The following is a 26,441-nucleotide window of genomic DNA, read 5'->3' as shown; positions in this document are numbered from 1 at the left end:
TATTAATAACCGTTCGTAATTGGGTAAGAAGCAGGAGTTAATTGATCCTTAATAGTTGCAACAAAATCTTTAAAAGGAGTTTTTTTATATTTTGGCAGATCCACATAAAGCAAATGTGATGACTTAGTGGCAACCATAGAATTTGGTATAACTACTCTCTCTAAAAAATGTCTCTCTAAGGTAGCTGTTGACTCTTCAAGCCTATGGCTCAAATCTCGAGTAAGATGCAATCTGGAAAAATTTAATGTCCAAAGATGCTGTGAATGTAGTGTCAGACTTGTCATTACCGTACCGGAAAGAAGTACTCCTACCAGCGCTCCATCAATACCTCTATGCAAACTTGCAAGTAAAGGGTACTTTCTTAAGACATTCGGAGTAGAAAAAGGTCCTCTAAAAAAAGGTAAAACTTTTTTTACTACACTTCTCTTAGAGATCATTCTTGAACTTGAATGATTTAAGTAGGCCACCACCCATACTTTGTAATGTATTTAAGTCAAACATTATCTTCATAGCCATGCAAGCTAAATATCAAAGCTATTTAAATAAACTTACTATTAAGCACTTAATATCAATAAATTAGCAAATGTTACTCCGTTCCATAAAGAATGCATTAATACACATGGTAAAAGACGTCCTGAACTTAAACGTAATAAAGCAAGGCCAATCCCTAATACAAATAAAGGAGGCATTTCTCCAACACTTAAATGAGCCAAAGCAAAAATCAATGCACTAACTAATACAGATAAAACTCGTCCCTGCTTTTTAACTAATGCAGGAAGCAGTACCCCTCGAAAAATCAGTTCTTCAAACAAAGGTGCCATGACAACAGTAGTAATTAAAAGAATTGATAGAGCAGAGTAATTCTTACTGCTTAAAACCATGTCAAGCAAAGGGTTACTACCACCAGGATCTCCAAAGAACAGGGTCGTCAGCCAACTGACTAATAAAACAAATGGCATTACCATTAACCATCCTTTCAAAGCATCTACTGCTGATTTTGCAAAAGACCTACCCCCCCATTGCAACCACTCCATAGATAAAACTTTGATTCTCAAATGACTAATTTGTTGTCGAAGAATTATCAATGGGGGAACAGTCATTGCAGCATATCCAATTAATACTTTTAAAGACTCCTTAACGGGACTAGCAATTTCTCTGGTTATCAAATCGCTAAAAGGCATTGCAATCAAAGGTGAAACAAGCTCACCTAAGACAACAAAGCCTCCTGCAATCAGAAGAACCATGTCAACAGTAGACAAAGGTAAAAAATTTATCTCTGGCCAAGGGGAGTTTGCATTCCTTAAATAGAGCCAACCTTGTCTCAGAAATAAAAGAAGTCCCATCAAAATTGCCAATAAAGGCAATAGCTGACTGAAAAGTAATCTAAAAGCCATATTTCTTGACACTCTTTCGTCAACACAAATATCAGGTTCTCCGCCGATTGCAAGACAAGACATTCTGTATAACAAAGGGTCGCTTTGTTGATCTTGAATCCTGTCAATTAATATTTGGAAGTTATCTTTCTGGTCAAGACTATCTAATAAGGTTTCCCTAACAGTATTTAAATCTTTTTCCTGAAAGGTGTCGGCAAGTAAAGACCGCTTTTCATCTTCTGAAATTGCTAAAGTAGCCAGTAAAAGCCTTTCTCTATTGCCTGTTTGGCCTTGATCTAACTCGCGTAAAGTATTTTTCAATCCTAATTCCGGATCTTCTCCAACCAACAAAGGACTGATGGAATTTGGCAAAGATGGATAGGCAAGAAGAGCTATCTCTCTTTGATTAAGTGCAAGCTTGGGGGTAACAGAAGGCCTGTCAAAGCTTTCTTGAAGACCGCGTTGCCAGATTAGGATGGTTAGAAGAAGAGAGAGAATGGCTAAGAAGACTTTCCATCTAGGCATGTTTTTTTTCTGCATGAAATACACTCAAAGAAACGAAATGAGCAAAAAGCAACCCTCATTCCCTAATCAAGATTAGGTTGACAGTGTATCCATCGGATGAATTCGTAAAAAACCTCTGCCAATGACTTTACGCCTTCTATTAATACGTCATGGTTTAAGCAGCTACAACCTTGAGCATCGCATACAAGGTCGGAATGATCTTTCAACACTTACTACTAAAGGAACCCTTCAAGCCTCAAAAGCTGGTGAATCTCTTAGATCGTTACATATCCATGCGGTCTACACTTCTCCATTACAAAGAGCAGCAGATACGGCAAAGGAATTGATAAAGAATCGTAATGGAGAACTAATTCCAATTTTAGACAATGATCTTCTAGAAGTTGACTTGGAACCATGGAGCGGTCTTACCATTGATGAAGTAAAAAACAAATTCTCTGACTTATATTCGACCTGGAAACACCATCCAAAAGAACTCATTCTTCATAGAAAAAATGGTAATAGCTATAAGCCAATCAAAGAATTAATGGATCAAGCAGAAAGATTCTTAAAGAAAATAATTTCTACTCATCACCCAGACAAGAATGAAACTGTATTAGTTGTAGGTCATAACGCAATACTTCGTTGCCTCATTTTGAAAATGTTTAAAGAACCAGCTGAAGGCTTTAGGAGGATCAAATTAGACAATTCATCTATATCAGTATTCAACATAAATACTGATATAGAAAACAAAGCTGAGTTTCAAGTTGAATCTCTTAACAGCACATCCCATTTAACACCTCAAATACCTCCGAAAGGTAGTTTCGCTCGCATTTTCCTTGTTCGCCACGGAGAAACCAATTGGAACAAAGAAGGTAGGTTTCAAGGGCAAATAGACATCCCTCTAAATGAGAATGGGCAAAAACAAGCTCTTGCAGCAAGTAACTTCTTAAAAAACGTGAAATTCAATCAGGCCTTTAGCAGCTCAATGTCTAGACCTATGGAAACGGCAAAAATTATTTTAAGAAATCATCCAACCATAGAAATTAAGCAACAAGATGAACTTGTAGAGATAGGTCATGGATTGTGGGAAGGGAAACTCGAAGCAGAAATCAGTTCTGAATGGGGCGACTTGCTAAAAAGGTGGAAAAAGTCACCAGAAACAGTTCAAATGCCTGAAGGAGAAACAATAGGAGACGTATCATCGCGCGCAATGAACTGCTTTAGACACATTGCTCAAAGGCTATCACCCAATGACACAGCCCTTATCGTTGCTCATGATGCAGTAAATAAAACCATCTTATGCAATCTTCTAGGACTTACTAATGCAGATATTTGGAAAGTCAAACAAGGCAATGGTGGCATTACCATTATAGACCTGACTGAAGAGCAGGAACCAGATATAATCACCTGTCTAAACATCACCTCTCATTTAGGAGATGTTGTAGATAGAACGGCGCAGGGGGCTCTCTAATTCTAATGAATAAATCATACCTACTTGACCCAATTCAAATTCTACGTGGACCAAATCAAACTGTAACTTCTGACGCCGTCTTGATTGTCAATAGGCATATTAAGGCCTTTGGACAAAGAGCTAGAGACTTGGCCTACGAGCTTAAAATCGACAAGACTTCAGCGGAAAAGCTTTTTTTCGCACCTTGTCTAGTAGATCCACATTCAGTGCTTGAAGATTACCTTAATGGTAAAGCTGAAACACTTTGGACTTTGATGAAAAAAGCCGCAAATGCGGGATATGGTCAAATCGCTTTACTTCCAAAAGCATCACCTTGGAGAGACAAACCTGAGTACTTATATTCAATAAAAAACCTTGGCCAAGATGTTCTAATACACCTTTGGGGAGGCTTCAGCCAAAAAGGAGCAGGAGAAAAACTTACTTCTCATAAAGATTTAATAGACCATGGAGCAGTTGGATTAGCAGACGATGATTGGATGATTCCTATTGAATTGCTAAAGAAAGGACTCATCTTAAATGAAACAAAAGAAAAGCCAATTCTTTTAGCCCCGCGAGACCTTGCAATTCAAGGACATGGCCTTGTCCGGGAAAGTGTTGAAGCCCTCCGAGCAGGGTGGCATCAAGACCCTGTCGCAAGTGAGACTATTCCTCTAGGAACACTTCTTGAATTACAAAAACAACATCCTTCCTCAAAAATTAGATTAATGAATTTATCAACTGCTGAAGGAGTAAATATGTTAAAGAAAAGCTCTCCCAAGCCAATGGCAAGTGTGTTCTGGTGGCATCTTGTTGCAGATCAATCAACTGTTACCTCTACCGATATAGGTATACGTGTATCGCCTTCTCTTGGCAGTTCAAATGATAGAGAAAGCTTAAAAAAAGCCCTTCAAGAAAGAATTCTTACAGGTGTTGCCGTACATAATATTTCGTTAGATGATGCTGAAACTAAAAAACCTTTCAGTGAAATCATTCCAGGCATAAGTGGTTATCACTTGGTGCTTCCTTCTTTATGGCAAGAACTAATAAAAAAATCAAAATGGTCAGTTGAGCAATTATGGGAAGCAATTAGTTTTGGTCCTTCTAAAATACTAAGTTTACCTCCTGAAGAATTAAAAGTTGGTAGCAACCGATGGTTATTATTTGACCCAGATCAAAAATGGATTCAAACCAGAAAATATCAAGAAAAAGGTTGGGAGACTAATTCAAACCAACCCTGGGAAGGAATTGAAATGATTGGGAAAATCATAGATTGCGGACTTAGTTAGAGGAAATATTACCTATCCGCGTAAATGGCCAAAACCTCCATACAGCTCTACCAAGGATTTCTTTTTCTGGTAAAAATCTATTGCCAGGCCAAAATCGCCCATCCCAACTATTAGCTCTGTTATCTCCTAGTACTAAAACATGCTTAGGGGGCACTACGGTATTTATGGATCTGCAACTATTAAAGGAGCCTTGTAATAAAGGGCAGAAATTGCTCACATATGATTCATTAATTGATTCTTTGTTAACAAAAAGTTTTCCCTCTGAATTAACAAAAACACTATCCCCACCAACAGCTACAACACGCTTAATATATGCGTTACATGCTGGATCAACTACACCTAAAAGAGAATTAATCAAAGGAAAGCTAACTACTACACATTTTAAAGTTGATGGGAGGGGATTTAAACGTTTAGCTATTAAGATCTTGTTAAATGAATAAGGTGAATTGAAGACAACCACCTCGCCTCTTTTGGGAGACCTTGTTCTATATGAAAGCTTCTCTATAACAAGTCGATCATTTATTTGAAGAGTAGGTAGCATAGAGCCTGATGGAATGTACCTGGCCTCAGCAATAAAAGATTTAATCCCAGCATAGAGTGCAAAGGTAACAAAAACGGGACCCCAATAATCCCAAAAAGCAGCTAATCTAGATGTTTTCATAGCATTTCAAATGAAAAAGCTTCTTTTCGGTAACTGTCATAAGATAATTTAGTCACAAATCTCCTCAATCAATTTAATTACCTACCATATTCAAATACTTTATATATAACTAAATCAAAGTAAAGATTAAATAATTATGGCTCTTCCTCGATGGCAAAAAAAGAGAGAAAAGCCTGAAAGCAAATTATGGGTTCGCTGGGAAAAACTAATTGCCTTTGTAGCAATGATCAATCTTGGCTGGATAATTTTTGACCTAAGCTATATCCCGCTTAGAAGTTTTTGGATAAATAGAAGTATTGATATACCCAATTCATCAACGTCAATATCACTTAGATGGATTCCAAATATAACTCCTTCATATGACAAAATAAGAGGAATTAAGTCAAGTAAATCTTCTAAAGAAGTTCAATCAATCTTTAATAAGCTTAATCAAGAAATTTCAAATAATGGGGTAAATAGTATTCAAGCTAATAGATTGCTAGCTGAATATAAAACTACACTTAACGCAACCTTTAACGAATTAACATTAATTTCCCAAAAAGATCTTGATAGAGTCGAAACAATAAAAATTATGCTTAGGCTTAGGTCTGGAGAGTCCGATTATAAATCGGCATATAATAAGTTGCTTAACAAAGCATATATTGCCGAATCTGGATGGGAAAACGAAAAGAAATTCTGGGAAAGGAAGTTAATACCAAAACTAAATTCAGATCACATTAAAATTATTAATAAAGATGGAAATAACATTAGCCACTCATGGAAAATAGATATACCTTTTCAAATTATCTTTTTATTAGATATATTATTAAAAGTCAGGATGGTTAGATATCGTTTAAATGGTATAAAGTTAAGACATGCATTTTTAAAAAGATTAATAGATATTCCTCTTTTACTACCATTTTCAAGGTTACTTAGAATTCTTCCTGTTTTAGAAAGAGTCTGCTCTTCTAAATTAATACCAACTGAACCTATTAGGGCAAAGGCTAGTCAATGGATTGTCTCTCTTCTTGCTATAGAAATTTTTGAAATACTAACTATACGAGCTATTGATTCAGTGCAGAACATTGTCAAGTCACCTATGTTGCCTGATCGAATAAGAAGTTTATGCAGTTATCAATCAATAAAAAATAATGAAAAAAATGAGATTTCAGAATTTCTAAGAATTTGGATACCTTTATTACTTAAAAAGGTAGGTCCAAATATGCGTCCTCAACTTATAGACTTATTTGAACATGCACTTCAAAAAAGCTTAAAAGCAAATCCAATGCCAGATGTATTAAAAAATAATTTAGTCCTAGAAAAAGCTGAAAGTGCATTAAGTTCGCAATTAGCTTCTGGAATGATTGATGCTATACTTGACTTATCGAAAAATGCCGGTTCACAACTCGCCAAGAAAGATATTTTATTAGAAGAATTAACAGTAAAAACAATAGATAGATTCTGGGAGGAGTTGGCTATAGCGCTAGAAAACGATTCTACATTAAAAAGTACCCAGATCCTTTTGCTTTCTATCTTAGAAGGGTTAAAGTTATCGAGCCTTAATGAGTTAAAAAGTCAATCTAGTGCTGCAGAAATTATTGAAGAGTTAGATATTCTTAATCTTGATTCAGAAAAAAGTCTTCCCAAATAGATTGATTAAAACCTATTAAAAATCTCCCATTAGGATGCATTACAAAAGGTCTTTTTATCAACCCACCTTCAGAATTAAGTAAATCAACAACATTTTCATCATTCATTATTTTTATTGCAGATGCTCCTATTGAGCGATAAATTTTACCACTTGTATTGAAAAGATATTTTCTATCTCCTAATTGATTTATTGCATCAGAAATCATTTCCTTTGATGGAGGAGAATCAATTATATCAAATAATTTATATTTTATATTTTGAAGATTCAACCAGGCAAGTGCTTTCCTGCAGGTACTGCAACGAGCATAACTAAAGATTTTAAGAGAAGCTGTCATCTTTAAATACTTATGAAGAGGTTACGTAGAAATAATATTTAATTTTAATCAAATACTTTTTCTTGAGTCCATCTTCCTTGCATCAATACAAGTTTGCAACAAATCATCAACGACATCATGATCACGCCAACCATCAATAACAACAACTCTACCTTCTAAGCTTTTATAAGTTCTAAAAAACTCTGCCACATCTTCAAGTTGGTTTGGAGCAATTTGTCGAATGCTAGTTATACCTTTCTGGCGCGGGTCTGCCACAGGAACACATAACAATTTTCCATCATAAGCGCCTGAATCATGCATATCCAAAACACCAATAGGTCTAGCCTTTATAAGACAACCTGCAAATGTTGGTTCCTCCATGATCACCATTGCATCTAAAGGGGCTCCATCTTCTGCGAGAGTATTAGGTATAAAACCATAGTCAAAGGGATATCTCACAGAAGAATGAAGAACTCTATCAAGAGCCATTGTCCCAGCCTCTGCAAAATACTCGTATTTGTTCCTACTACCTGCTGGTATCTCTACTACTAAATTGACTAAACCTAAAGATGGTGATGGGGAAAGAGGAGTTAGATCCATTTTAACTATGGCAGGAGGAACAATTAAAAATTGACCTATGTCTTATTCTTTAAGAACATCAAAATAGGAATGGCAAAGTGATACCACTGCTAAGACTCAATCCAATCACAAGTTTGATGTACCTACAAAACTATAAGACTATTAGCTGTAAAAACCTGCAATTTTATAAACTAGAAATCAATGACCTTTTCCAAAAATTTTTGACAAGCAGTTTAAGCCAATCAACTTTTAAGAGATAAATAACAATATTGAATAGTTAATAGGATTATTATTACTTAACAAGAATAATTTATATATATGAAAAAACATTCCGCTTCTATTTAACTTTCTAAAGGTGCGTATTAAGACTTATTATTCATTTCATCAAGGCGATTTCGTATACCTTTCAATTCTTCAAGAATGGAGACCAAGACATTTTGAGTCGCAGTAGAAGGTGAATTAAGAACCTCTACAGTTACTTCTTTAATCCTTAAAATATCTTTTGCAAATCTTGCCACTTCATTGGAATGAAACAAAAGAGGGTCTTTCTGATCGCTTCTAAATTCTGGATTTAGTTTCCTAGGGTTAAAAGGTGGGTTTAAATTTCTTGAATCAGTATTTGTATACCTATAAACAGAAGCCCTAGACCTGTTTAATGACTTTTGAACATCATCTATACCTACAAGAGTCTCTGAATCGAGCTTAAAGGAAGAATTCACATCTTCTTCCAAGCTTGATTTGGAGGATGACTCGTAAATAGAAGAATCTAACGCCGACGCATTAAACACCTTTTTACTGCCGGCAAAAACTTGTCAAAAATTAGCAGATCAAACTAAATAGTTCTATAGAGAATTACCTGAATTGGACACTTTTGCAATTGGCAAATTGATAGGGATATTATCCTGAATGATCAATACAAGGAGAAAGTTCTATGCGCGTCTCCCGCCTAATGCTGGTGACGCTTAGAGATGTCCCCGCTGAAGCAGAAATAGTTTCCCATCAATTACTTATCAGAGGAGGCTTTATTAAGCGCGTCACCTCAGGTATATACGCATACATGCCTTTGATGTGGAAAGTTATCAAAAAAATCACTTCTATTGTTCAAGAAGAGCTTGACTCAAAGGGATGTCTTGAAACGTTACTACCACAACTTCATCCAGCAGAGTTATGGAAGGAGAGCGGCCGATGGGATGGATATACAGCAGGAGAAGGTATCATGTTCCATCTAAGCGACCGACAAGGAAGAGAATTAGGATTAGGCCCTACCCATGAAGAAGTTATAACTAAGATAGCTAATGAATTCTTGCAATCTTATAAGCAGCTTCCAGTAAATTTATACCAAATTCAAACCAAATTTAGAGATGAAATTAGGCCCAGATTTGGGTTAATGCGCAGTCGAGAATTCATTATGAAAGATGCATATTCTTTTCATGCAGATGAGACAAATCTAAAGGAAACTTATCTTGAAATGAATGATGCATATGAAAAGATATTCAAAAGATGTGGCCTTGAAACAGTTGCTGTAGATGCTGACAGTGGTGCAATTGGCGGAGCTGAGTCTAGAGAGTTTATGGTCACCGCAGAAGCAGGAGAAGATTTAATCTTATTAAGTCCTGATAAAAAATATGCTGCAAATCAGGAAAAAGCTATCTCTAAATTTGCAGACCCAATTTTTCTTGACAAAAAAGAGCCTTGCATAATACAAACTAATGGCCAGAGGACTATAAAAGAGCTATGCGATAACCAAGGATTTCACCCCAGTCAGATATTAAAAGTAATTATTCTTTTAGCTGTATTAGAAAAGAATGATTTACAACCAATACTTGTAAGTATTCGAGGCGATCAAGAGTTAAATGAAGTTAAACTTATTAATGCTGTAAGCAAATATTTAAAGAAGTCTGTAATAAGCATAAAAACAATAACTAAAGAGCAATTAGATTCTCAAAAACTATTAGACATACCTTTGGGCTTTGTTGGCCCTGACCTCAAAGACTCTTACCTAAACAAAGCTGCTAATTGGAATAAAAAGTTCATCAGGTTTACAGATATTACTGCTTCTAATCTTGATTCTTTTATATGTGGAGCTAATACTATTGATCAACATCGCGCTTTTGTAAATTGGAGCAAAGTTGGTGGATTGCCAGAAATAGTTGATATTAGGAATGCAATGCCTGGAGACATTTCCATTCATGATCCCAAGCAAAAACTTATTGCAAAAAGAGGCATTGAAGTAGGCCATATTTTCCAATTAGGTCGTAAATACTCATCATGTTTACAAGCTAGTTTTACCAATGAAATGGGATTAGAAGAACCTTTCTGGATGGGCTGCTATGGAATAGGGATCTCTAGACTTGCGCAGGCTTCTGTTGAACAAAACTATGATCAATCAGGGATCATATGGCCATTAGGAATTGCACCTTTTGAAGTGATTGTAATTGTCGCAAATATGAAAGATGACTTGCAACGTGAACTCGGTGAAAAGCTATATTCCCAACTTAAGGATGAAGGTGTTGATGTCCTCATAGATGACAGGAAAGAAAGGGCAGGGGTAAAGTTCAAAGACGCAGATTTAATAGGTATCCCTTGGAAAATAATTTCAGGAAGAGATTCAGCTACAGGGATAGTCGAATTAGTCGAGCGATCAACAGGAATTTCCAAGTCCCTTAAAGCAGAAGAAGCCATAAAAGAGCTTCTAGAAGAAATATCTAATTATAAAAAATCAATTTTGCAAGAATCCTTATAGAGTTGGGAAAATTACTTATACAAAATGGCTTGGGACTTTCATCACCTCATTAAAAAAACAATAAAAGCTTCTCTGCCTCTATTCCTAGGGCTATTGCTTATATTTCATCCCTTCGGTCAATCTCTAGCTGCTGCAAAGCCATTTATGTCTGGTGATTTCGCCAAAGATACAGTTTCAGTTGCTCAAAGCCTTAAAGAAACAATTGCATTATCAGATGATGATGGTCAACTTTCTGAGTCTAAAGATGAAGCTCTAGCTCTAATCACAGCATACATTTCAAGATATAGGAATCGTCCTCAGGTAAACGGCACATCTTCTTTTACTACAATGCAAACAGCACTTAATGCAATGGCCGGACATTATAAAACTTTCTCTAATAGACCTTTACCTGAAAACCTAAAGGAACGTTTAAACAAAGAGCTTACAAGAGCAGAAAAAGTTGTTGCCAAAGAAATTTAATATAACTTTTGTTTGATTTGTTTGACTTAAACAAAGAAATCTGAGATTGTTTTAATTCTGCTTTTAAGCGGTTTCGTACCGCAGTTTCATTGGCAAACGTTGTCGTCATAGGAGCTCAATGGGGTGATGAGGGAAAAGGTAAAATCACCGATTTACTCAGTCGCTCAGCCGATGTTGTAGTCAGATATCAGGGTGGCGTAAATGCTGGCCACACGATTGTTGTTGATGAGAAAGTACTTAAGCTTCATCTAATCCCATCTGGAATACTTTATCCTGAAACCATTTGTCTGATTGGCTCTGGGACAGTGGTCGATCCAAAAGTAATGCTTAAGGAAATAAAAATGCTTAAGGATAATGACATTGATATTTCTGGTCTTCAACTAGCATCAACCGCTCATGTAACGATGCCATACCATTGCGTAATAGATGCTGCAATGGAAGAACGAAGAGGGTTAAAAAAAATAGGCACTACGGGCAGAGGTATTGGGCCGACTTATGCAGACAAATCGCAAAGAAATGGCATCAGGGTAATAGATTTATTAGATGAAAGAAAGCTTAGAGAAGCACTTGAAATCCCTCTGGCAGAAAAGAATGAATTGCTAGAGAAAATTTATGGTAAAGAAGCTATTGATAAGGAAAAAATCATTGAAGAATATCTTGAGTTCGGCAGACTTATCAAGCCCCATGTTGTTGACTGCACAAGAATCATTCATAAAGCATCAAGAAACAAAAAAAATATTCTTTTTGAAGGTGCTCAAGGTACTCTTTTAGATCTAGACCATGGCACCTATCCATTTGTCACCTCTTCCAATCCTGTTTCTGGTGGCGCCTGTATTGGAGCAGGAGTTGGGCCAACACTGATTGACAGAGTAATCGGCGTTGCAAAGGCATATACAACTCGTGTGGGAGAGGGGCCCTTCCCTACTGAACTTAAAGGCAAAATTAATGATCAACTATGTGATAGAGGTGGTGAATATGGTACAACTACTGGCAGGAGAAGGCGTTGCGGTTGGTTTGATGGTGTAATTGGTAAATATGCTGTAGAGGTAAATGGACTTGATTGTCTTGCAATTACGAAACTAGATGTTCTTGATGAATTAGAAGAAATTAAAGTCTGTACTTCATATGAACTGAATGGTGAGAAAATCGATTATTTCCCTAGCAGCGCAGAGGATTTCGGTAAATGCACTCCGATTTTCAAAACTTTGCCAGGATGGAAATCTTCTACTGCAAATTGCAGACATTTAGAAGATCTCCCCCCCCCAGCAATGGCTTACTTAAGGTTCCTCGCAGAACTAATGGAAGTACCAATTGCAATTGTTTCTTTAGGAGCAAGTAGAGATCAAACTATTGTTGTAGAAGACCCAATACATGGGCCAAAGAGAGCTCTACTTAGTTCGTAAAAGGAGTGCCATGAATCCAGAGAAATTAGATGTAGTTGCTATTGGTAATGCAATAGTTGACGTACTTATCAATACAGAAGAGTCTTTCCTTAGAGAACACTCTCTAGCTAAAGGAAATATGACATTAATAACTCAAGAAAAAGCAGAAGAGCTTTATTCAAAAAGCGACCCTTCTTTAGAAACTTCAGGAGGCTCTGCTGCTAACACTATTGCAGGCTTATCTGAGCTAGGTAGTAATGCAGAATTCATCGGCCGAGTAAAAAAGGATGCTCTAGGAAATACTTTTAAGGATGACATCTGTTCAACCGGAGCTGTATTTAATACGCCACCAATTAAATATGGTCCATCAACAGCAAGGTGCTTTATTTATGTAACCCCAGATGCAGAAAGGACAATGTGTACTTATCTTGGGGCTTCTGTTTTACTGGAAACAAAAGATATAGATTTTTCTATACTTGGGGAAACAAAGATATTATATTTAGAAGGATATCTTTGGGATCTAGAGAAAGCAAAAAGCGCCTTAAAAGCTTCTGCAGAAGAATGCAAAAAGCTTGGAGGCAAAATTGCATTGTCACTATCTGACTCTTTCTGCATTGAGCGTCATAGAGAAAGTTTCCAAGAGTTATTAGAAAAAAATATTGATATTCTTTTTGCAAACGAAAATGAAATTATTTCTTTGTACAATTCATCGAGTCTTGATGATGCTATAGAAAACATTAAGCCAAAATGTGAGATTGCAGTTATAACGATAGGAGGGAAAGGCTCTATTATCATTTCAGGTGATGAGAAGTATTTGATTAAGCCATACAATTTTGGAAAAGTTATAGATACAACAGGTGCTGGTGACTTATATGCAAGTGGTTTTCTTCATGGTTATGTAAATGGTCTTGATCTACAAACCTGTGGAAATATTGGATCAACTTGTGCTGGGTATATTGTTTCTCAACTTGGTTCAAGGTCAAAAGTATCGCTAAAGGACATAGTTATAGAAAGATTAGGTCTCCCTGCTTAATTAGTAGCACCAAAAACCCATCTAATATAATCTTTGCCAGCCATTGCTTTAAAGCAAATTAATTCGGGAACTTTATAGCTATGATTATTTTTTATAACATTAAAAAGTTCATCAACTAAATCTTCTTTTGTCTTAATCAGCAATTGAATTTCGAAATCTTCTTTCAGCTCATCTTCCCACCAATACATAGATTCGCATCTAGTAAAGTTGATGCAAGAAGCTAATTTCATAGAAAGAATTTTATTTGCAAGTTTCTTAGCATTAGAAAAATTACTTTCAGTTGTCATCATTAACAACAAACCATTCTCAAGAGAATTTGAATTCATTTTGACCTTTTGTTGAAAGATTCTATTATTTTTCTAGACTAACTAATCTAAATCTCAGCTAATAATTCAGCAAAAGTATTTACGACCTTAATATTCTTAGATAAAGCTGGGCGAGCAATTAACCATAACTTAAGTCCTTGTTGTAGAGAAATGTTTTGCCAAATCTTTTGAGTAGAGCCACCAGATTCTCTTGCAACAACTCCTGTAATTTTCCATCTTCGGCAAAGCGCAGATTCTATTTCACCAATCTCATCTGAGGCTAAAGGCTTGAACACTGCTAAATGGGATTGAGGTATCTCACACATCAAGGCTTTTCGCAACCCTTCAACAGTTGGCATAACTCTTGCAAAAACAGTTGCACCGGCCTTACGCCCACAACTCAATGCTTCTGGCAAATGCCTTGAACCAATAGCGAAAAGGATCCTCTCTTCGCTCAAATTCAATTTCAATAGTTCACAATAATTTTTAATCAATGATGCATTTTGACTTTTTTTACAGCAGCGATCAAAACGCAGCAAAGGCTGTTTGTGCTTGCGACTGACCACATTGAGATTTGAACTTATTACTTGAGCAAAGGGATGAGTAGCATCAATAATCCAATCAAAGCCTTTATGAGTAGCTCGCGCCTTTTCAATGACATTGGCAATGGCCTGAGTCCCTTCTAAAGGGCCAATCCACAAAGATTCCAAAGGCAAATCACCATATGCAAGAGCAGCCTGAGAAGAAACTACACTGACGCTTACCTTCCATCCATTTTGTAGCAAAATCCTTACAAGTGGGGGTCCATCTCCAGTTCCGGATAATATCCATATGTGACGGTGGTAATTTCTTCTCATATGCATCAAGATAGCCCTCACTGCCTGAAAGAAAATGAATCACTGTTTACTAGAAGTTACGGTCAAAGTAGCGCCAACAATTCGTTACACCCAAGACAACAAAACTGCAATTGCAGAAATGGATGTGGTTTTTGATGGACTTCGTGAAGATGACCCACAAGGTTCTATCAAAGTTGTTGGATGGGGAAACTTAGCTCAAGAACTACCAAATCGTGTTCAAGTTGGTCAAAAAGTGATCTTGGAGGGTCGCTTAAGAATGAATACAGTTCCACGACAAGATGGAACTAAAGAAAAGAAAGCAGAATTCACTCTTTCTAGACTCCATGCAGCGCCTTCCAGCCAAGCCGAATCAGCAACAACCTCCAACAATTTAGAATTTCAAAATACGTCAACACAAACTCCTTCAGCCCCGTCAACCATTAATAATTCTGAGGACCCTGTTACATGGAACAGCTCGCCTCTTATCCCTGATACTGATGACATCCCCTTTTAACCAAATATGTTCAACTTTTTAAACCTCAAGTTTCTCAGAAGCTAGTGCTAAAAACTGGCCAAGTTCTCTTTCCAATGCAGCTAAATCATGTCTCAGCTCAGGCCAGCAGCCTTGATCAATCCTTTCTAAAATCAGAGCCCGATCTTCATTCAAAAGAGCCACCAGCTCTTTAAGATCAATTGATTTTTTATCTATTGAAGCCATGAAATCCTTTCCCAAACTCAAAAGTAAGCCCTGGTAAGCAAAATTACAAACATGAAACAACAATTTTCACCCGCAAGTATCGTTTCTCTAGCAGGAGCAATTCTTGCCGTTACAGGTTTAATCTCTTTTTTCAACGACGCTACCAACTTAAGCGTTCCTACTTTTTTCTATGGAGTTCCTATTCTTCTTATAGGACTAGCAATGAAAAACTCCGAATTGAATCCAGCTGAAAGTACAATTTCATCATCAGAATTAGAAGAACTAAAATCGAAAGGCCCCAAAGAACTTTCAAACCTCATAGGAGACGTCACAAGATTTCGTTATGGGCAAAGAGCTCACCTTGAATCATCTCTTCAAGCATTGAAGCTCTGGGATGAAAACAAGCCTCCACAGCTTCGCGAAATTGAATTAATTCAAATAGAAAAGAATTTTGGTGTGCGAATGAAATTTGATTTTTGCGGAGTTCCCTTGCAAAAATGGCAAGAAAAAAAAGATCGTCTTGGACGATTCTTTGCCAAAGATTTAATTGCAGAAATTTCTTCAAACGATCAAGGAGAACTTTTCTTAGAGCTTCTTCCCAAGGCTAGTAACACAGAAAAATAAAAAATGAAATCTAATAACCTAGCAACAGAAGGGATTAATTCACTCCCACTAGACCATGGAGAAAATGATGCAATAAGGGTATCTGTTCTTAGCGAGGCCCTCCCATATATCCAAAAATTTGCTGGTCGCCGAATTGTTATTAAGTATGGTGGCTCTGCAATGTCAAAAGAAAGTCTGAAAGAAGCTGTTTTTCGTGATATTGCATTACTTTCAAGCGTTGGCGCACAGCCAGTGATTATTCATGGAGGAGGACCTGAAATCAATCACTGGTTAACAAAGCTTGAAATAAAAAGTGAATTCCGTGATGGCTTAAGAATCACTGATTCAAACACAATGGATATAGTGGAAATGGTCCTAATAGGAAGAGTTAACAAGCAAATCGTCAATGGGATTAATAAAGTGGGAGCCTCTGCTGTCGGCTTATGTGGAATTGATGGCAAGCTTATAGAAGCCCGTCCATGGGGTGATGGTAGCTATGGCCTTGTTGGAGAAGTTGCTCGTGTTAATGCTGATGTGATTGAACCTCTGATCGCAAATGGTTATATACCTGTTATCTCTAGCGTTGCTTCTTCAGTTGAGGGAATTAATTACAACATCAATGCAGATACAGTAGCTGGAGAGATTGCAGCAGCCATAGGAGCAGAAAAACTGATTTTATTAACCGATACTTCCGGCATCTTAAAAAATAAAAGCGATCCTTTATCGCTAATCCAGAATATACGCCTATCAGATATGCGTGAACTCATTGACAAAGAAGTGGTTAACGGTGGCATGACACCAAAGGCTGAATGCTGTATAAGAGCTTTGGCACAAGGTGTTAATGCAGCACATATCATTGATGGTCGCATCCCACATGCTCTTCTCCTAGAAGTATTTACTGACAAAGGGATAGGGACAATGATTGTTAGTCGGAGTTAAAGGATGAGTCGGAAAGCGACTCTAAAAACGGCTGAAGATGCTTTAGCCAGTGGTCAATATAGAGAATGCTTGTTAATTCTAGAGTCGTGTTTGAAAGATGATCCTTTGACCAGTAAGAAAGGTGGGCAGATTGGGATATTAATGACTACAGCATTTATTGGTCAAGGAGACAGTCAAAAAGCCATTTCTATCTGTGAAACTCTTTTAAAACATAAAGATGATTCAATTCGTCAACATGCTAAGTACCTTATCTCTATATTAAATTCACCGAAGCTAGAGAGGCCTTCAGAGTGGTCAATAAATATACCAGTCTTAGATTTAGATAATGAAATTACAAAATCTATAAAAAGTAATAATAAAAATATTGACCATCAAAAACATCCTGACATTCCAGCAACGGGTATAACTAAAAACCCAGGACTAGGGTTCACATTCTTCACGACAATTATTCTTTTCCTGTTAACTATTCTCCTGAGTGGATGTGTTCAATTTAAGACTAATATAAAGATAATAGGTCCAGACCGTATAAAACTATCATGGGAGATATCGAGTAATTCAAATCAGTTATTACCATGGCAAGAAAAGTTACAAGAAGGCTTTAGAGGTATATCACCTCAGGCAAATATATCATCTAATAAAAACGGGAAGCAATTATTTGAAGTACCTTCTCTAAGTTCTAATGATGCAGATATTCTCCTACAAAATATAATTTCAATTGCTGCCAATGCCGCTGGTTTTGAAGCACCATCTTCTAGCATTCATTTAACAGAAAGGAATTTATTAATTGGTATAGATCAACAACTTGACTTAAACATTGATCTTAGAGATTTTCCTGATATACCAAATTTAAATCTTGCAATATTCCTAGATCCTGCCTCTAGTAAAAATAATCCAAAAGGTAATCCTGTCAAGCCAATTTTATTAGACAATAATTTAAAATGGGAACTCCAAAATGGAGAAATAAATAAATTGTTCCTCCACAGATGGCAATGGAGTCGTCTAGGGCTAGGAACCCTTCTAATCATATTAATCATGGGGTTTAGCATGATTTTACAAACCCTAAAGCTCAAAATGGGTTTTGGGTTTCCTGAATTGCCTCCATAAAAAGTGAAGAGAAATATCTGATTTTCAAAGCTGAATAGGGTCGGGATCAATCGACAAGTTGACATCTTTTGGTATACACCTCCACAGTTGATTACCACTAGGTAATGGCAACGGACTTAAGGCTGGACCATGAAGCAAAAGTTGCCAACGACTTTTGCCAGCAACTTTCTCTATCAATGCAGGGGAAGGGCCTAAAAGGGACCATCCAGTCTTTTCACATAAAGGTCTTATAATTTCCGCTACTGCAGTAGCGGAAGTCGCTGTCAAGGCAGCGGATTCCCCAGACAAACGCAGCAGGCATGCTCTGCTATAAGGGACTAAGCCTGCATCTTTTCTCAAGTCAGATTCTTTTTTGAGGAAGCTTTCATAACTTCCATCAACAAGATGAAGAATCACTGGATGTTCTGGGGAATAAGTCTGTATAAGAACTTTTCCGGGTTTTTCTCCTCGTCCAGCACGACCTGCCAATTGCATAAAAAGCTGCAAAGATTGCTCTTCAGCAAACAAATCAGGTCGATGCAATAAGCCATCAGCAGCAAGAACTACTGCCAGAGTCACTTTTGGCAAGTCCATACCTTTAGCAAGCATTTGAGTTCCGATGAGAACATCTGCCTCGCCAGCTGCAAATTTTTCAAGAAGACGACGGTGACCGTCACGCCCGCGCGTCGTATCTCTATCAAATCGCAATAATCTAAGTCCTTTGAGCTCAGCCTCCAAATTCTCCATCACACGTTGAGTCCCAGCACCAAATGGTTTAAAAGCATCTGAACCACATTCTTTGCATCTCATTTGAACACTTGCTCGATAATCACACCAATGACAACGCAGCCATTTCTGTCCATCACGTCCTTGATGAACCGTTAAAGAAACATCACAATTTGGACATTGCACTACATCTCCACAACTACGACAACTTAAAAAACTGCTGTATCCTCTTCGAGGGACCAAAATAACTGCTTGTTCATTTTTTTCTGGCAACAAAGCAAGCCGATCAATCAATGGCCTACTTAAAAGTTGCCTATGTCCATCAGCCAACTCTTGACGCATATCGACAACGACTACTGCAGGCAAAGGTTTATGTGCTATACGGCTTGTTAATCTTGCCAAGTGAATAGGGCCTTCAGGCTTTAGATCCTTCCAAGTAGATAATGCTGGTGTTGCACTGCCTAACACAACTTTCGCCCCTGTTCTTCGTGCACGATCTAAAGCCAAATCTTTTGTGTGATAACAAGGCATAGGTGATTCTTGCTTATAGGAGCTATCATGTTCTTCATCGAGAACAATTAAGCCCAAAGGGAACAAAGGTAAAAAGATAGATGAGCGTGTCCCAACAACAACAACTGGCTTATCAGCCATCAAAGAATCTCGCCAAACACTAACTCTTTGCTTTTCAGAACAGCCACTATGATATTCCAAGACATTTGCGCCAAAGCGTCTTGAACAACGATCTACAAGTTGTGGTATCAAACCAATTTCAGGAGCAAGGATTAAACAATGCCTACCCTCAGACAACACATTTGCTGCCATCTGCAAATAGACCTCTGTTTTCCCTGACCCAGTTACTCCCCACAAAAGTAAAGCTGAACCTGGAGGTATTTCACCAAATAACTTTAATGCTTTTTCTTGTTCATCAGTAAGGCAACCTACTGATTCTTTTTCAACAAAAGACTTGGAGACTTTTATGGAATCTTTATTCTTGTCAAGAGTCGCAAGACGCTTCTGTCGTGTTATAAGACCATTTTGAAGACAACCTTTTATGAATCCTAATGAGAATCCATCCAATAGAAGAGTCTTCTGCCAAGCTCCTCCTCCATATTTCAGAAGAGCTGATTGCAAATCTTGTTGTCTAGTTGAGAGAACATTTACTGGAGAGTCTAAATTTTTTAAAGTAATCCACCATAAGTTTTTTTGAACAGCATTACTATTTTTCTTTTGGCCAAGCCAACCTGGAGGCAAAGCAGTTTTTAACATTTTAAAAGAACTAATATGACACTTGGCAGCTGTTGCATCTAGCCATTCTTTCCAAGTAGGTTCAACTGCTGCCTTTTGCAAAACAGCCTCAATATTCGTCAGAATAATCTTTTTATTATCACTATCAATACTGTTTTCTTGGAACGACCGTCTCTCATTAATTGTAACAACAAGTCCATGCATAGATCTCCCCTTCAATCGCACAAGAACGATATCGCCAGCTGCAACTCCTAAATGCTTCCCATCTTTATAAGTAAAACAACGTCCTTCCCTCCCTACATCAAGCCATACATCTATTTCGCGAGTGCTCATAAAAAAAACAGTTGCCTACTTCAGCAAATTTTCATAAACTTAAAGAGTTGCAGCATAACGCTGTTATCTGAACAATACAGAATTCTGTTCAGAGGGAAGGCAAGAAGCTCGGCCAGCGAGGTAGTCCCCGCAAAAGCCTAGCCTGCCTGAGAAAGCCCCTAACAGTTCTGTCGTAAGCACCAACCCTTTTTCAATCTCATAAAGGTTCAATTTTTTTATTCCCAATAAAACCATTTACCAATTAGAGGTTATTTGATTTTTCTTTGTGGAATGAACGAACGTCAACCTTTATTAGGCTGTGATTGAAACTAATTAATAAACATATTTTCAAAATATCTATTGTCCTTTTTGAGTTTTTTTTAAAATGACCTCTGCTACCTCCTCAAAATCTGTTACAAAGCAGAAATCCAATGTAACTAAATCTAAAAAAACTAAATCTTTACTGAAAGAAGGTAGTCAGAAAAATCAACACAGCAAGAACTTGTCTGAAAAGAAATCAACTTCCAAGAAAAAAGCTGTTACTTCAATCACTAAAAAAAATAATCCTACCGAGCCAATTCTTTCAGATGAAAACCTTGAAATTGCAGCTGATCAACTACTAAATGCAACTGAAATGAAAAATGAAGAGAGTGCGTCTTTAGATATACAAAACAATGATTCACTTATTGGTGATTTGACAGACGCAGAAGCAAGAGAAAAAGCTCTTGCAAGCATCAAACTTGGCCCAAAAGGAGTTTATACAGAAGACTCAATAAGGGTTTATTTACAAGAGATTGGTCGAATAAGGCTCCTTAGGCCTGATGAAGAGATAGAGCTTGCAAGAAAGATTGCAGACCTCCTTCATTTAGAAGAACTTGCTATTCAATTTGAAAGTGAGCATGGCAATTACCCAACTAAAAAAGAATGGGCTGCCTTAGTAAACATGCCAATGGCAAGATTCCGCCGCAGGTTAATGCTTGCCAGACGCGCAAAAGAAAAGATGGTCCAATCAAACCTTCGATTAGTAGTTTCAATTGCAAAGAAATATATGAACAGAGGACTTTCTTTCCAAGATCTAATTCAAGAAGGGAGTCTTGGATTAATTCGCGCTGCAGAGAAATTTGATCATGAGAAAGGTTATAAGTTTTCAACCTATGCAACTTGGTGGATCAGGCAGGCAATCACCAGAGCAATTGCAGACCAAAGTCGTACGATTAGGCTCCCTGTTCATCTCTATGAAACTATTTCAAGAATCAAAAAAACAACAAAAGTTCTAAGTCAAGAATTTGGCAGGAAACCAAGTGAAGAAGAAATTGCCGAAAGCATGGAGATGACCATTGAAAAATTACGTTTTATCGCCAAAAGTGCTCAATTGCCCATCTCATTAGAGACGCCTATAGGGAAAGAAGAAGATTCTCGTTTAGGTGATTTCATCGAATCAGATTCGGAAAATCCTGAATTAGACGTTGCCAAAACACTTCTAAGAGAAGACCTGGAAGGGGTACTTGCTACTCTTAGCCCTCGAGAAAGAGATGTGCTCAGATTGCGATATGGCCTTGATGATGGTCGAATGAAAACCCTCGAAGAAATAGGTCAAATCTTTGATGTCACTAGAGAACGAATTCGTCAAATTGAGGCAAAGGCACTGAGGAAACTGCGTCATCCCAACCGCAATGGTGTACTTAAGGAATACATTAAGTAAAGCTTCTGTTTTTTATAAACCCTATTCAAAATAAACATTAAAAGAAATCCACAAAAATCTTTTTAAAAGGATCAGATAAAGTAAACGTATGTCTAAGACCATTACATAAGGTCAGGCCACTTGAGTAAGGTAATCAAGTAACAAGAATTGCTAATGGCTCTAGACCAAGTGCGTATTGCTTCACGACGCAGCCAACTAGCCATGGTTCAGACAAACTGGGTAAAGGAAGAGCTTGAAAAAGCCTGCCCCAGCATTGACATTTCCATAGAAGCGATGGCAACTCAAGGAGACAAAATTCTTGATGTAGCACTTGCCAAAATTGGAGACAAAGGTCTTTTCACCAAAGAGCTTGAGGCTCAAATGCTGATTGGTCGTGCAGATATCGCAGTTCATTCTTTAAAAGATCTTCCAACCAACCTTCCTGAAGGGTTAATGCTTGGGTGCATAACTAAAAGGGAAGATCCTGCAGATGCTCTAGTTGTAAATAAAAAATATAAGAATTACCAACTCAACGATCTTCCTGAAGGATCCGTTGTTGGGACAAGTTCTTTAAGACGCTTAGCACAACTCCGACACCATTATCCAGGCCTTATTTTCAAAGATGTCCGTGGAAATGTAATTACACGCTTAGAGAAGCTAGATTCAGGCGAATACGATTGTTTAATTTTGGCAGCTGCAGGGTTAACAAGACTTGGTTTTGGTAACAGAATTCATCAACTAATTCCTAGTGAAATATCACTTCATGCCGTAGGGCAAGGAGCTTTAGGAATAGAGTGCGTAAAAGACAAAGAAGAAATACTCCAAATCATAAAAGTTCTAGAACATAAAGAATCTTCTTTAAGATGCCTTGCAGAGAGAGCATTTCTAAAGGAACTAGAAGGGGGGTGTCAAGTCCCTATTGGAGTCAACAGTAAAATTCAGGGACAAGAGCTCATCCTTACTGGCATGGTTGCAAGCCTTGATGGTAAACAGCTAATAAGAGATACAAAAACAGGTTCTAGTATGCACCCGGAAACAATAGGGATAGAGCTAGCAAATACTCTTAAATCGCAAGGAGCAATGGAAATACTAGAAGTGATTTTCAAAGAAGCACGAGCGTGAATTCAACCTAATAAAACCATTCTCAATCAACTAACTGTGGCTCAATTTCAGAAAGATAACGTCTCTCACAAGTTTTTATGATTTCCACGGCTTTTTCAATTCCAAAAAAACCATTGACGGTACAAGTTCCTGGCTTTTTTAAATCTTTATAATGCTCCCAATAATAAGTAGTCTCATTAATCCAGTGCTCCCCTAGCAATTCATAACTAGTTATATGATCTAATCGTTTATCATCTGCAATCACTGCAATAACCTTATCGTCAACTTCCCCTCCATCATCAAAGGTCATAATACCAATTATTCGTGCTTCAACAATTGATCCTGGTATCAAAGGTTCAGTAACTCCAACAATCTCAATATCTAAAGGATCTCCATCCTCATCCCAAGTACGAGGAATGCATCCATACGCAAATGGATAAGCCAATGAAGAATATCCAACTCGATCAAGCTTCAAGTGCCCAGTTTCAGTAATTAATTCGTATTTGTTGATTGTATTGGAGTTCAGCTCAACAATAGTGTTAACTCGCAAGCTTCCTTCATCAGCAAAAGCAGGTAGAACATGCAGCAAATTTGGCATGCTTCGACTAGGTGCTTTGTCAAGATTGGCCATAGATAACAATATTTATAACAAGCATCTTAAGAGCTACTAGTAAGCATCTCTAACTTATTCTCTAAATAATTCAAAAATGCATTACTAGCTAATCTTCTTCCGGTGACCTTCTCAACCAATTGTTCAGCATTCACCTGACGGCCATGATGATGAACTTCTTTTCTCAACCAATTGAGAAGCTTGTGTTCAGATCCCTCTAAGATGCATTCGCCCAGAGGATCGTCGCTTCGATAACCTTCTTCTTTAAGAGCAATCGACATAGCTTCTGAGAGCTGAGCGCTAATCAAATGACCAAGAAGATAAGACGGAAAATATCCAAAAGCGCCTTCGCTCCAATGAACATCTTGTAAACATCCTTCAGAATCATTTTTAGGGATAACCCCTAGTAATTCCTTATATCGCTTATTCCATTCATTAGGAAGATCCCAAACTTCTAATCCATCTTGAAGTAATGCAATTTCCAGATCAGTACGAATAAGGATATGGATCCCATAACTAACTTCATCGGCTTCAACACGATTTAAACCTGGGACTAATGGATTAATTGATCTCCATAGATCTAAGCCACTTTGCACAGGAGCTCCTTCATTAGAGAAATTGACCCAAAAACTATCTGAGAAAGCTCTACTTCGAGCAACTCTATTTTCCCAAAAAAGGGATTGGCTCTCATGAACCGCCATAGAGGTGGCTTGTCCTAATGGCCATGCAAACCACTGATGACTCTGAGAAGGGAGACCCTGTTCATAAAGTGAATGCCCCCACTCATGAGCAGTAGCCAGAAAACAAGAAAAAGGTTGCTCTGGTACAACACGAGTTGTTAATCTAAAATCTTGCGGACCAAGTGTGATTGAAAAAGGATGAGGAGATCTCCCCAGGCAAGTAATATGTTTATCCCGCCCCCATTTATTAAGCAAACGTTCGCACAATTTAAGCTGGGATCTCTCAGTTAAGTCCCAATTAATTGTATTTTTAGAAGAAGCAGTCTTTGCTTTATTTACTAATTCCGGCAAACGTGTCCTAAGTGGGTCAAACAATTCATTCAATCGTTTAATTGTTAAATCAGGCTCATAAGGTTGAGCAAGAGTTTCCCAACAACTTCGAGGTTCATCAAGCTGTTTAGCTTGTTCCTGCCTCAAGGTAATTAATTTTTTAAGCGCGGGCGCGAATCTTTTGTAATCATTTTTAGTTTTAGCTTCCTGCCAAAGAGCGTATCCATCTGTTTGGGCAGTGGCTATTTCAACAACTAATTTAGAATCAAGCTTTTTCTGACGACTAAGCTCTATCTCTAACAGTTCTATATTCCTTCCTTTCTGGAGAGCATCTTTTTGATCAATCACAGATTGTATTTGCAATTCCTCTTTAGCTTCTTTAATTAAATCGTCAAATTCATCACTACTTTGCCGAGCATGCAAAACCTTGGCTAACAAACCTAATTGCTCTCCCCTCCATGAGGCCGCTCCAGCTGGCATAGTTGTGTTTTGGTCCCAATAAAGGGTGCTGTGAATAGAACCAAGCAATTGAGTCTCTCGAAGATATCTCCCCAGCTTGTTTAACGCGTTATTAGTCAATGATTTCGATGATTATTGATTTTTAGTAAGGGTAATGTCATCTTAAAATAAAAGGTGTATCTATGAGAGTTTATTAGTGATTACCATTAACTAATTAATTTGGAATCATCACTTTTAACAAACTTGAAAGCAAAGACTATCCACTTCAAGATGATTGAATTCTACTTAATGCATTTTCAACCCAAAAGATAAAAGGTTTTACAAGCTTACGAAACTTGCGTTGAAGCAACTGTAAAGATTGTTTTGAATTTGTAGTTTAAGGAAATCACTGCATTTCATTAATTAAAACAATTGATAGCTATCGTTAAAGAACTAGAGTCATTGAGTACTATCTCTAGTTCCATAAGTTCTTAAATTGTATAAGTGGAACAATTTCTATCAGAGCTTTCGCTTAAAACCCATGGTGAAGGGTTTACAGACATTACTAATGATATTAATAGCTGGATTAAAAAAAAGAAAATTAGAAAAGGAATTTTGATTATTACTTCAAAGCACACTAGTTGCAGCTTGATAATTAATGAGAATGCTGATCCAAGAGTATTGGAAGATCTTTCAGCTTATATGAAAGCAATTGTTCCGGAAATAGGATTCAAATCTATTCTTGATAATGGGAAAATAGAAAAGTATCTTCATTCGGAAGAAGGAGTTGATGATATGCCAGCTCATATTCGAACAACTCTTACATCAAGCTCTCTAACTCTTAGCATTAACGAATCAAAGCTAGATCTTGGAGTATGGCAAGCAGTATACCTCTGGGAGCATAGATATTCAGACAATATTAGGAATATAAACCTGCATTCAATATGTGAGACACTTAAACCCAAGCCACCAGATTCTCATGTAACTTTAAACACAACTTCAATTAATACTCACTCTTCCAAAATTAATAAAATTGCATTAAATAATTATAGTTCAATCAATTAATTATTTGATCAAATTAACTATTTAATAAAACAGTAACGAAACCTACAACCAAATTACATGGAAAACAAACTTTTATCATCTCAGGAGATCCAAGAGTTAAGAAAATCATTACCTACTTGGGAAGAAGCTGAAGGTAAACTAGTCAAGAGATTCAAATTTACAAATTTCATTGAAGCATTTGGCTTCATGACTAAAATCGCAATTATTTCTGAGTCTCTATCTCATCATCCAGAATGGACTAATATTTATTCTGAAGTAATCATACGCTTAAGTACCCATGATATGGGAGGTATAACCATGCTTGATTATAAACTTGCAAAAGCAATTGATGCCATTAAATATGAGTAAGATTGATTCTACTAACCCAAAAACAAATC

General features: G+C 37.2%; 27 protein-coding genes. 15 read left to right on the top strand and 12 right to left on the bottom strand.

Translation table 11 applies throughout. The features are described 5' to 3' along the window. Positions 1-2 precede the first annotated feature (2 nt). On the bottom strand, positions 3-437 hold the full coding sequence (locus PRO_RS02635; RefSeq protein WP_036891783.1) for a hypothetical protein: 435 nt from the start codon (positions 435-437) through the stop codon (positions 3-5). 117 nt (positions 438-554) lie between these two features. Beyond that, positions 555-1,913: a CPBP family intramembrane glutamic endopeptidase gene (locus PRO_RS02630; RefSeq protein ID WP_011124670.1), complete on the bottom strand. Its 1,359-nt coding sequence runs from the start codon at positions 1,911-1,913 to the stop codon at positions 555-557. Positions 1,914-2,019: 106 nt separating this feature from the next. On the opposite strand from PRO_RS02630, the gene PRO_RS02625 reads away from it, so the two are divergent. Beyond that, complete coding sequence (locus PRO_RS02625; RefSeq protein ID WP_011124669.1) at positions 2,020-3,348, top strand: histidine phosphatase family protein; 1,329 nt, start codon at positions 2,020-2,022, stop codon at positions 3,346-3,348. 5 nt (positions 3,349-3,353) lie between these two features. Continuing rightward, positions 3,354-4,613, top strand: coding sequence for a dihydroorotase (locus tag PRO_RS02620; RefSeq protein ID WP_011124668.1), 1,260 nt, complete (start codon positions 3,354-3,356; stop codon positions 4,611-4,613). Here PRO_RS02620 and lepB read toward each other — a convergent pair. Further along, positions 4,606-5,274: a signal peptidase I gene (lepB, locus tag PRO_RS02615; RefSeq protein ID WP_011124667.1), complete on the bottom strand. Its 669-nt coding sequence runs from the start codon at positions 5,272-5,274 to the stop codon at positions 4,606-4,608. The genes PRO_RS02620 and lepB overlap by 8 nt on opposite strands. Positions 5,275-5,410: 136 nt before the next feature. Here lepB and PRO_RS02610 point away from each other — a divergent pair, with 136 nt between their 5' ends. Further along, positions 5,411-6,904 carry a hypothetical protein gene (locus PRO_RS02610; RefSeq protein WP_011124666.1) on the top strand — a complete coding sequence of 498 codons (1,494 nt, stop codon included), beginning with the start codon at positions 5,411-5,413 and terminating at the stop codon, positions 6,902-6,904. On the opposite strand, the gene PRO_RS02605 is transcribed toward PRO_RS02610, so the two are convergent. The 3 genes from PRO_RS02605 to PRO_RS02595 all read right to left on the bottom strand — a co-directional run bounded on the left by PRO_RS02605 (position 6,870) and on the right by PRO_RS02595 (position 8,527). After that, a complete protein-coding gene (locus PRO_RS02605; protein WP_011124665.1) occupies positions 6,870-7,238 on the bottom strand; it encodes an arsenate reductase family protein in 369 nt (122 codons plus the stop codon). The two genes, PRO_RS02610 and PRO_RS02605, sit on opposite strands and share 35 nt — an antisense overlap. Positions 7,239-7,286: 48 nt before the next feature. Then, on the bottom strand, positions 7,287-7,817 hold the full coding sequence (locus tag PRO_RS02600; RefSeq protein WP_011124664.1) for an inorganic diphosphatase: 531 nt from the start codon (positions 7,815-7,817) through the stop codon (positions 7,287-7,289). Positions 7,818-8,158: 341 nt separating this feature from the next. Continuing rightward, a complete protein-coding gene (locus PRO_RS02595) occupies positions 8,159-8,527 on the bottom strand; it encodes a resolvase (protein ID WP_225866414.1) in 369 nt (122 codons plus the stop codon). 200 nt (positions 8,528-8,727) lie between these two features. On the opposite strand from PRO_RS02595, the gene PRO_RS02590 reads away from it, so the two are divergent. From PRO_RS02590 to PRO_RS02575, 4 genes are all read left to right on the top strand, one after another. Beyond that, positions 8,728-10,539 carry a proline--tRNA ligase gene (locus tag PRO_RS02590; protein WP_011124662.1) on the top strand — a complete coding sequence of 604 codons (1,812 nt, stop codon included), beginning with the start codon at positions 8,728-8,730 and terminating at the stop codon, positions 10,537-10,539. Positions 10,540-10,563: 24 nt separating this feature from the next. Then, positions 10,564-10,998: a photosystem II protein Psb27 gene (gene psb27 / locus PRO_RS02585; RefSeq protein WP_011124661.1), complete on the top strand. Its 435-nt coding sequence runs from the start codon at positions 10,564-10,566 to the stop codon at positions 10,996-10,998. Between the two features lie 89 nt (positions 10,999-11,087). Then, a complete protein-coding gene (locus tag PRO_RS02580) occupies positions 11,088-12,401 on the top strand; it encodes an adenylosuccinate synthase (RefSeq protein ID WP_011124660.1) in 1,314 nt (437 codons plus the stop codon). A 10-nt stretch (positions 12,402-12,411) separates the two neighbouring features. After that, positions 12,412-13,413, top strand: a complete 1,002-nt coding sequence (locus PRO_RS02575; RefSeq protein ID WP_011124659.1) for an adenosine kinase — start codon at positions 12,412-12,414, stop codon at positions 13,411-13,413. Here the strand turns inward: PRO_RS02575 and cutA are convergent. Further along, on the bottom strand, positions 13,410-13,739 hold the full coding sequence (gene cutA, locus PRO_RS02570; RefSeq protein WP_011124658.1) for a divalent-cation tolerance protein CutA: 330 nt from the start codon (positions 13,737-13,739) through the stop codon (positions 13,410-13,412). The genes PRO_RS02575 and cutA overlap by 4 nt on opposite strands. 47 nt (positions 13,740-13,786) lie before the next feature. Beyond that, the gene (locus tag PRO_RS02565) at positions 13,787-14,575 is read right to left on the bottom strand and encodes a precorrin-6A/cobalt-precorrin-6A reductase (protein WP_164923208.1); all 789 of its coding nucleotides are present in this window, start codon (positions 14,573-14,575) and stop codon (positions 13,787-13,789) included. Between the two features lie 34 nt (positions 14,576-14,609). On the opposite strand from PRO_RS02565, the gene PRO_RS02560 reads away from it, so the two are divergent. Continuing rightward, positions 14,610-15,068, top strand: a complete 459-nt coding sequence (locus PRO_RS02560) for a single-stranded DNA-binding protein (RefSeq protein ID WP_011124656.1) — start codon at positions 14,610-14,612, stop codon at positions 15,066-15,068. 18 nt (positions 15,069-15,086) lie between these two features. Here the strand turns inward: PRO_RS02560 and PRO_RS02555 are convergent, their stop codons facing one another. Then, a complete protein-coding gene (locus PRO_RS02555) occupies positions 15,087-15,272 on the bottom strand; it encodes a hypothetical protein (RefSeq protein WP_011124655.1) in 186 nt (61 codons plus the stop codon). 51 nt (positions 15,273-15,323) lie between these two features. Here PRO_RS02555 and PRO_RS02550 point away from each other — a divergent pair, with 51 nt between their 5' ends. The 3 genes from PRO_RS02550 to PRO_RS02540 are packed head-to-tail and all read left to right on the top strand — an operon-like array spanning position 15,324 to position 17,897. After that, positions 15,324-15,875, top strand: coding sequence for a DUF2854 domain-containing protein (locus PRO_RS02550; RefSeq protein ID WP_011124654.1), 552 nt, complete (start codon positions 15,324-15,326; stop codon positions 15,873-15,875). A 3-nt stretch (positions 15,876-15,878) separates the two neighbouring features. After that, complete coding sequence (argB, locus tag PRO_RS02545) at positions 15,879-16,793, top strand: acetylglutamate kinase (RefSeq protein ID WP_011124653.1); 915 nt, start codon at positions 15,879-15,881, stop codon at positions 16,791-16,793. Between the two features lie 3 nt (positions 16,794-16,796). Next, entirely contained in the window at positions 16,797-17,897 is a 1,101-nt protein-coding gene (locus tag PRO_RS02540) for a DUF3153 domain-containing protein (RefSeq protein ID WP_011124652.1), read from the top strand. Positions 17,898-17,921: 24 nt separating this feature from the next. On the opposite strand, the gene priA is transcribed toward PRO_RS02540, so the two are convergent. Next, positions 17,922-20,180: a replication restart helicase PriA gene (gene priA / locus PRO_RS02535; protein ID WP_011124651.1), complete on the bottom strand. Its 2,259-nt coding sequence runs from the start codon at positions 20,178-20,180 to the stop codon at positions 17,922-17,924. 364 nt (positions 20,181-20,544) lie between these two features. Between priA and rpoD the strand changes: the two genes are divergently transcribed. Next, positions 20,545-21,861, top strand: a complete 1,317-nt coding sequence (gene rpoD, locus PRO_RS02530; protein WP_011124649.1) for an RNA polymerase sigma factor RpoD — start codon at positions 20,545-20,547, stop codon at positions 21,859-21,861. Positions 21,862-22,014: 153 nt separating this feature from the next. Next, positions 22,015-22,962 carry a hydroxymethylbilane synthase gene (gene hemC, locus PRO_RS02525; RefSeq protein WP_011124648.1) on the top strand — a complete coding sequence of 316 codons (948 nt, stop codon included), beginning with the start codon at positions 22,015-22,017 and terminating at the stop codon, positions 22,960-22,962. A gap of 22 nt (positions 22,963-22,984) precedes the next feature. Here hemC and PRO_RS02520 read toward each other — a convergent pair whose 3' ends face one another. Further along, complete coding sequence (locus tag PRO_RS02520; RefSeq protein WP_011124647.1) at positions 22,985-23,572, bottom strand: inorganic diphosphatase; 588 nt, start codon at positions 23,570-23,572, stop codon at positions 22,985-22,987. 26 nt (positions 23,573-23,598) lie between these two features. Further along, a complete protein-coding gene (locus tag PRO_RS02515) occupies positions 23,599-25,140 on the bottom strand; it encodes a carboxypeptidase M32 (protein WP_011124646.1) in 1,542 nt (513 codons plus the stop codon). Between the two features lie 363 nt (positions 25,141-25,503). Between PRO_RS02515 and PRO_RS02510 the strand changes: the two genes are divergently transcribed. Beyond that, positions 25,504-26,064, top strand: a complete 561-nt coding sequence (locus PRO_RS02510) for a secondary thiamine-phosphate synthase enzyme YjbQ (RefSeq protein ID WP_011124645.1) — start codon at positions 25,504-25,506, stop codon at positions 26,062-26,064. Positions 26,065-26,121: 57 nt separating this feature from the next. Next, positions 26,122-26,412, top strand: a complete 291-nt coding sequence (locus tag PRO_RS02505) for a 4a-hydroxytetrahydrobiopterin dehydratase (RefSeq protein ID WP_011124644.1) — start codon at positions 26,122-26,124, stop codon at positions 26,410-26,412. Positions 26,413-26,441 lie beyond the last annotated feature (29 nt).

Source organism: Prochlorococcus marinus subsp. marinus str. CCMP1375 (assembly GCF_000007925.1).
In the GTDB taxonomy this organism is placed as follows: Bacteria; Cyanobacteriota; Cyanobacteriia; order PCC-6307; family Cyanobiaceae; genus Prochlorococcus_E; species Prochlorococcus_E marinus.
This window is presented reverse-complemented; position numbering and strand designations above follow the sequence as displayed.

Coding starts and splice junctions, on each gene's coding strand:
- PRO_RS02635 (WP_036891783.1), bottom strand. CDS start 437: ATGATCTCTAAGAGAAGTGTAGTAAAAAAAGTTTTACCTTTTTTTAGA.
- PRO_RS02630 (WP_011124670.1), bottom strand. CDS start 1,913: ATGCAGAAAAAAAACATGCCTAGATGGAAAGTCTTCTTAGCCATTCTC.
- PRO_RS02625 (WP_011124669.1), top strand. CDS start 2,020: ATGACTTTACGCCTTCTATTAATACGTCATGGTTTAAGCAGCTACAAC.
- PRO_RS02620 (WP_011124668.1), top strand. CDS start 3,354: ATGAATAAATCATACCTACTTGACCCAATTCAAATTCTACGTGGACCA.
- lepB (WP_011124667.1), bottom strand. CDS start 5,274: ATGAAAACATCTAGATTAGCTGCTTTTTGGGATTATTGGGGTCCCGTT.
- PRO_RS02610 (WP_011124666.1), top strand. CDS start 5,411: ATGGCTCTTCCTCGATGGCAAAAAAAGAGAGAAAAGCCTGAAAGCAAA.
- PRO_RS02605 (WP_011124665.1), bottom strand. CDS start 7,238: ATGACAGCTTCTCTTAAAATCTTTAGTTATGCTCGTTGCAGTACCTGC.
- PRO_RS02600 (WP_011124664.1), bottom strand. CDS start 7,817: ATGGATCTAACTCCTCTTTCCCCATCACCATCTTTAGGTTTAGTCAAT.
- PRO_RS02590 (WP_011124662.1), top strand. CDS start 8,728: ATGCGCGTCTCCCGCCTAATGCTGGTGACGCTTAGAGATGTCCCCGCT.
- psb27 (WP_011124661.1), top strand. CDS start 10,564: ATGGCTTGGGACTTTCATCACCTCATTAAAAAAACAATAAAAGCTTCT.
- PRO_RS02575 (WP_011124659.1), top strand. CDS start 12,412: ATGAATCCAGAGAAATTAGATGTAGTTGCTATTGGTAATGCAATAGTT.
- cutA (WP_011124658.1), bottom strand. CDS start 13,739: ATGAATTCAAATTCTCTTGAGAATGGTTTGTTGTTAATGATGACAACT.
- PRO_RS02565 (WP_164923208.1), bottom strand. CDS start 14,575: ATGAGAAGAAATTACCACCGTCACATATGGATATTATCCGGAACTGGA.
- PRO_RS02560 (WP_011124656.1), top strand. CDS start 14,610: ATGAATCACTGTTTACTAGAAGTTACGGTCAAAGTAGCGCCAACAATT.
- PRO_RS02555 (WP_011124655.1), bottom strand. CDS start 15,272: ATGGCTTCAATAGATAAAAAATCAATTGATCTTAAAGAGCTGGTGGCT.
- PRO_RS02550 (WP_011124654.1), top strand. CDS start 15,324: ATGAAACAACAATTTTCACCCGCAAGTATCGTTTCTCTAGCAGGAGCA.
- argB (WP_011124653.1), top strand. CDS start 15,879: ATGAAATCTAATAACCTAGCAACAGAAGGGATTAATTCACTCCCACTA.
- PRO_RS02540 (WP_011124652.1), top strand. CDS start 16,797: ATGAGTCGGAAAGCGACTCTAAAAACGGCTGAAGATGCTTTAGCCAGT.
- priA (WP_011124651.1), bottom strand. CDS start 20,180: ATGAGCACTCGCGAAATAGATGTATGGCTTGATGTAGGGAGGGAAGGA.
- rpoD (WP_011124649.1), top strand. CDS start 20,545: ATGACCTCTGCTACCTCCTCAAAATCTGTTACAAAGCAGAAATCCAAT.
- hemC (WP_011124648.1), top strand. CDS start 22,015: ATGGCTCTAGACCAAGTGCGTATTGCTTCACGACGCAGCCAACTAGCC.
- PRO_RS02520 (WP_011124647.1), bottom strand. CDS start 23,572: ATGGCCAATCTTGACAAAGCACCTAGTCGAAGCATGCCAAATTTGCTG.
- PRO_RS02505 (WP_011124644.1), top strand. CDS start 26,122: ATGGAAAACAAACTTTTATCATCTCAGGAGATCCAAGAGTTAAGAAAA.